The 4735-nt window shown below is 70.3% G+C and carries 4 protein-coding genes; 2 read left to right on the forward strand and 2 right to left on the reverse strand.

The window, feature by feature from the left end; all coding sequences use genetic code 11:
- Nucleotides 1–127 precede the first annotated feature (127 nt).
- Nucleotides 128–616 (reverse strand): ribose-5-phosphate isomerase, encoded by a 489-nt coding sequence (locus ACFV7Q_RS38330; RefSeq protein WP_385435579.1) that lies wholly within the window; start codon nt 614–616, stop codon nt 128–130.
- 218 nt (nt 617–834) lie between these two features.
- Between ACFV7Q_RS38330 and ACFV7Q_RS38335 the strand changes: the two genes are divergently transcribed.
- Nucleotides 835–2271: an amino acid permease gene (locus ACFV7Q_RS38335; protein ID WP_385435580.1), complete on the forward strand. Its 1437-nt coding sequence runs from the start codon at nt 835–837 to the stop codon at nt 2269–2271.
- Between the two features lie 94 nt (nt 2272–2365).
- On the opposite strand, the gene ACFV7Q_RS38340 is transcribed toward ACFV7Q_RS38335, so the two are convergent.
- Nucleotides 2366–2953 (reverse strand): biotin transporter BioY, encoded by a 588-nt coding sequence (locus ACFV7Q_RS38340; protein WP_385435581.1) that lies wholly within the window; start codon nt 2951–2953, stop codon nt 2366–2368.
- 283 nt (nt 2954–3236) lie between these two features.
- Between ACFV7Q_RS38340 and ACFV7Q_RS38345 the strand changes: the two genes are divergently transcribed.
- Nucleotides 3237–4649: an amino acid permease gene (locus tag ACFV7Q_RS38345; protein WP_385435582.1), complete on the forward strand. Its 1413-nt coding sequence runs from the start codon at nt 3237–3239 to the stop codon at nt 4647–4649.
- Nucleotides 4650–4735 lie beyond the last annotated feature (86 nt).

The following is a 4735-nucleotide window of genomic DNA, read 5'->3' on the forward strand; positions in this document are numbered from 1 at the left end:
CTTTTTTGGCGGGCTGGGGGGGCGCGTTTTTTTTATACACCCGCCGGGCGGGGGGGGGGGGCGGGGCCGCCGGGGGGGGGGAACGGCTGGGCCGCCGGACCGGGGGGGTCCGGCGGCACGGGGCGTCCTACTGGTCCTGCGGGTGGTGGGCCGGGATCGGGGGCAGCTCGCCGGTCTGCTCGTACGTGGAGAGCATGTCGATGCGGCGGGTGTGGCGCTCCTCGCCGGAGTACGGGGTCGCCAGGAAGGCCTCGATGAAGGAGGTGGCCTCGTCCTGGGTGTGCATCCGGCCGCCGACCGAGATCACGTTGGCGTTGTTGTGCTCGCGGCCGAGCTTCGCGGTCTCGACGCTCCAGGCCAGGATGGCGCGGACGCCCTTGACCTTGTTGGCGGCGATCTGCTCGCCGTTGCCGGAGCCGCCGATGACGACGCCGAGGCTGCCCTCGTCGGCGGCGGTCTTCTCCGCGGCGCGCAGGCAGAACGGCGGGTAGTCGTCGACGGCGTCGTAGATGTGGGGCCCGCAGTCGACGGGCTCGTGGCCGTTGTTCTTGAGCCAGTCCACGAGGTGGTTCTTCAGCTCAAAGCCGGCATGGTCGGATCCGAGGTAGACGCGCATGGGACGAGTGTGTCACGAGCGGGCCCGCCGACCTGCCCCGGGGTGTCGCGTAAGTCACGTCTAAAGCTCAAGTAAACCCAAAGAACGCAGATGAGACACGGTGGGACCAAGGTCCGGGACCTTCGTCCTTCGTCACGATCCGGATGCGGGTCTTCCGCGTCCGTTCATCTCGGGTTTGAATGCCGGGACTCGCAACCCGAGAACCTAAGGATTCGTCCATGAGCACCACGACGACCCTTCAGAAGGCAGGCGACTCCGCCGGTAACCCCGGTGGCGCCACGCCCAATGACGGTCTCAAGGCCGGTCTCAAGAACCGCCACCTGTCCATGATCGCCATTGGCGGTGTCATCGGCGCCGGACTGTTCGTCGGCTCCGGCGGCGGTATCGCCAAGGCCGGCCCCGCCATCCTGCTCTCCTACATGCTCGTCGGCGCCATGGTCGTCTTCGTCATGCGGATGCTCGGCGAGATGGCCGCCGCCAGCCCGAACTCGGGCTCCTTCTCCGCCTACGCCGACCGCGCGCTGGGCCGCTGGGCCGGCTTCTCCATCGGCTGGCTCTACTGGTTCTTCTGGGTCGTCGTCCTGGCCGTCGAGGCCACCGCCGGCGCCGTGATCCTCGAAAGCTGGGTCCCCGCCGTCCCGCAGTGGGCCTGGGCCCTGATCGTGATGGCCGTCCTGACCATCACCAACCTCGGCTCGGTCGCCTCCTACGGCGAGTTCGAGTTCTGGTTCGCCGGCATCAAGGTCGTCGCCATCGCCGCCTTCGTCGGCATCGGCCTGCTGGCCGTCTTCGGCGTCCTGCCGGGCTCCGACAACCCGGGTGCGGGCTTCGCGCACCTCACCGACACCGGCGGCTTCATGCCGAACGGCTGGGGCTCCGTCCTCACCGGTGTGCTGATGGTCGTCTTCTCCTTCATGGGCAGCGAGATCGTCACCCTGGCCGCCGGCGAGTCCGAGGACCCGCGCCGCGCCGTCACCAAGGCCACCAACTCGGTCATCTGGCGCATCGCCGTCTTCTACCTGGGTTCGATCTTCGTCGTCCTCACCCTGCTGCCGTGGAACGACGAGTCGATCGTGGAGAAGGGCTCGTACGTCGCCGCCCTCGACTCCATCGGCATCCCGGCCGCCGGCCAGATCATGAACGTGATCGTCCTGACCGCCGTGCTGTCCTGCCTGAACTCGGGCCTCTACACCGCCTCCCGCATGGCGTTCTCGCTGGGCGAGCGCGGTGACGCCCCGAAGGCCTTCGCCAAGGTCAACGGCAAGGGCGTGCCGATCGCGGCCATCCTGGGTTCCACGGTCTTCGGCTTCGTCGCCGTCGTCTTCAACTACACCAACCCGGACACCGTCTTCAGCTTCCTGCTGAACTCCTCCGGTGCGATCGCGCTCTTCGTCTGGCTGGTCATCTGCCTGACCCAGCTGCGCATGCGCAAGATCCTGGTCGCCGAGGCCCCGGAGAAGCTGACGGTGAAGATGTGGCTCTTCCCGTACCTCACCTGGGCCACCGCCGCGATGATCGTCTTCGTCCTGGGCTACATGCTCTACGACGAGGGCAACCGCGAGACCGTGGTGCTCTCCCTGCTCGTCGCCGCGATCGTGATCGCGATCGGCGTGGTGCGCGACGTCCGCCGCCGCAAGGCCGCCGTCCAGGCCTGACCCGCGAGGGCCGCACACGGCAGCAGCCCCGGACCGCGCACCGCGGTCCGGGGCTGCTCTTCTTCGGGGCCGCCCGCTGCGGGGCCGTTCGCCGCTACGAGCGCCCGGCCAGCTTCCAGGCGGCCGGCAGCAGGCCCATGGCCAGCAGCGCCTTGAGGGCGTCTCCGATCAGGAACGGGGTCATGCCCGCCGCGACGGCCGCGCCGAAGGACATCCCGGTGGCCAGCGCCAGGTACGGCACGCCCACCGCGTAGATCAGGGCGGAGCCGAGCACCATCGCCCCCGCGGTGCGCAGCACCGAGCGGTCGGCGCCGCGGCGGGCCAGGGCGCCCACGACGGTGGCGGCCAGCAGCATGCCGAGGACGTAGCCGAAGGAGGCACCGCCCGCACCGGAGGTGCCGTTCGCGAACCACGGCAGGCCGACCGAGCCGAGCACCGCGTACAGGCCGAGCGAGAGGAAGCCGCGGCGGGCGCCGAGGGCGGTGCCGGCGAGCAGCGCCGCGAAGGTCTGGCCGGTGACCGGGACCGGGGAGCCGGGGACGGGCACGGCTATCTGCGCGGCCAGGCCGGTCAGGGCGGCTCCGCCGACGACGAGCGCGATGTCGCGGGCGCGGCTCGCGGGCAGCAGGTCGGCCAGGACGGTGCCGGGGCGGACGGAGACGGAAGCAGAAGCAGTGCTCATCAGAAGGGCTCCGCGGTACGAGGGGTGACGGGACGATCACCGACGCTAGTGCGCGGGGTCGCACCGTCCCACCGCCGCCCGGGACAAAGCCCTGCTGTCCCCTTTGGTCGGAAGTGCACAAAGCCCTCGGTTCACACCTGAGGCGTCGTGATGCTCATCACGAGTCAGATCCGTCAATCAATCCTTTTTGCGCGGAAGGGCACCCTCCGGTGAGACTGTAGGGTCCCGCCAACTACTGCGGAGCCCACCGCCGCTGCGAGCACGAGAGTACGAGCCTCCCCTCATGCGCGACCCCCAGACCGATACCCCTCCGGGCGGAACCGAGCTGCCCGCTGAACCCCTGAGCCACGGCCTCAAGCAGCGCCACCTGACCATGCTGGGCCTCGGCGGCGTGATCGGTGCCGGACTGTTCGTCGGCTCCGGCGCGGGCATCGGCATCGCCGGCCCCGCGATCATCTGTTCCTACCTGCTGGCCGGCGCCCTGGCCATGCTGGTGATGCGGGCGCTGGGCGAGATGTCCGCCGCGCTGCCCGCCTCCGGATCGTTCTCCGTGTACGCGGAGCGGGCCCTGGGCCGTTGGGCGGGCTTCTCGGCGGGCTGGCTGTACTGGTTCCTGCTGGTCGTGGTGCTGGCCGTGGAGGCCACCGGCGCGGCGAAGATCGCGCACGGCTGGGTGCCGGCCGTCGACCAGTGGCTCTGGGTGCTGCTCTTCATGGTGGTCTTCACCGTCAGCAACCTGGCCGCGGTGAAGAACTTCGGCGAGTTCGAGTTCTGGTTCGCCGCGCTGAAGGTCGGCGCGATCGTCCTGTTCCTGGTCCTGGGCACCCTGGCGGTCTTCGGGGTCCTGCCCGACACCGATCCGGTCGGCCTGACCAACCTGACGGGCAACGGCGGCTTCTTCCCGGCGGGCCCCGGCGGTGTGATCGCCGGCATGCTGGCCGTCATCTTCGCCTTCGGCGGCCTGGAGGTCGTCACCATCGCCGCCGCCGAGTCCGATGACCCGGCGCGCTCGGTGGCCCGCGCCGTGCGCAGCGCCGTGTGGCGCATCCTCTTCTTCTACGTCGGGTCCATGCTGGTCATCGTCACGCTGCTGCCGTGGGACTCGCTGGAGCCGGGCGAGAGCCCGTACGTGGCCGTCCTGGACTCCATCGGCATCCCCGCGGCCGGCCAGATCATGAACATCGTGGTGTTCGTGGCGCTGCTGTCGGCGCTCAACGCCAACCTGTACGGATCCTCCCGCATGATCTTCTCGCTGGCCGAGCGCGGCGAGGCGCCGGCGGGGCTGCTGAAGGTGTCGCCGGGCGGGGTGCCCCGCCGGGCCGTGTTCGCCTCGGTGGCCTTCGGGTTCGTCTCGGTGGTGCTGAACCTGCTGTGGCCGGACACGGTCTTCCTCTACATGCTCAACGCGGTCGGCGCGGTGCTGCTGTTCGTGTGGGCGCTGATCGCGGTGTCGCAGCTGCGGCTGCGCCGGGAGCTGGAGCGGGACATGCCGGAGCGGCTGACGCTGCGGATGTGGTGCTTCCCGTACCTGACGTGGGTGGCGCTGGTCGCGATGGCGGCGGTGCTGGTGCTGATGCTGTTCGACGACGGGGCCCGGCCGCAGCTGCTGTGGTCCTCGGGTGCGGCGGCCGCGGTGCTGGTGGTGGCGTGGATCCGGGAAGTGCGGGCGCGCCGCTCGGCGGGGGCCTCCGCCTGACCGCCCGACAGTCGTGAGGGGAGCGGGCCGTGGGGCCGGGTGGCCTGGTCGAGGTGGCTCATGAGGGCGCCGCCCTCGACCCGTAC

This window comes from Streptomyces sp. NPDC059851 (genome assembly GCF_042732005.1).
Lineage (GTDB): Bacteria > Actinomycetota > Actinomycetes > Streptomycetales > Streptomycetaceae > Streptomyces.

What these genes read in the sequence shown, in the direction of transcription:
- ACFV7Q_RS38330 (WP_385435579.1), bottom strand. Translation starts at nt 616, where the DNA reads ATGCGCGTCTACCTCGGATCCGACCATGCCGGCTTTGAGCTGAAGAAC.
- ACFV7Q_RS38335 (WP_385435580.1), top strand. Translation starts at nt 835, where the DNA reads ATGAGCACCACGACGACCCTTCAGAAGGCAGGCGACTCCGCCGGTAAC.
- ACFV7Q_RS38340 (WP_385435581.1), bottom strand. Translation starts at nt 2,953, where the DNA reads ATGAGCACTGCTTCTGCTTCCGTCTCCGTCCGCCCCGGCACCGTCCTG.
- ACFV7Q_RS38345 (WP_385435582.1), top strand. Translation starts at nt 3,237, where the DNA reads ATGCGCGACCCCCAGACCGATACCCCTCCGGGCGGAACCGAGCTGCCC.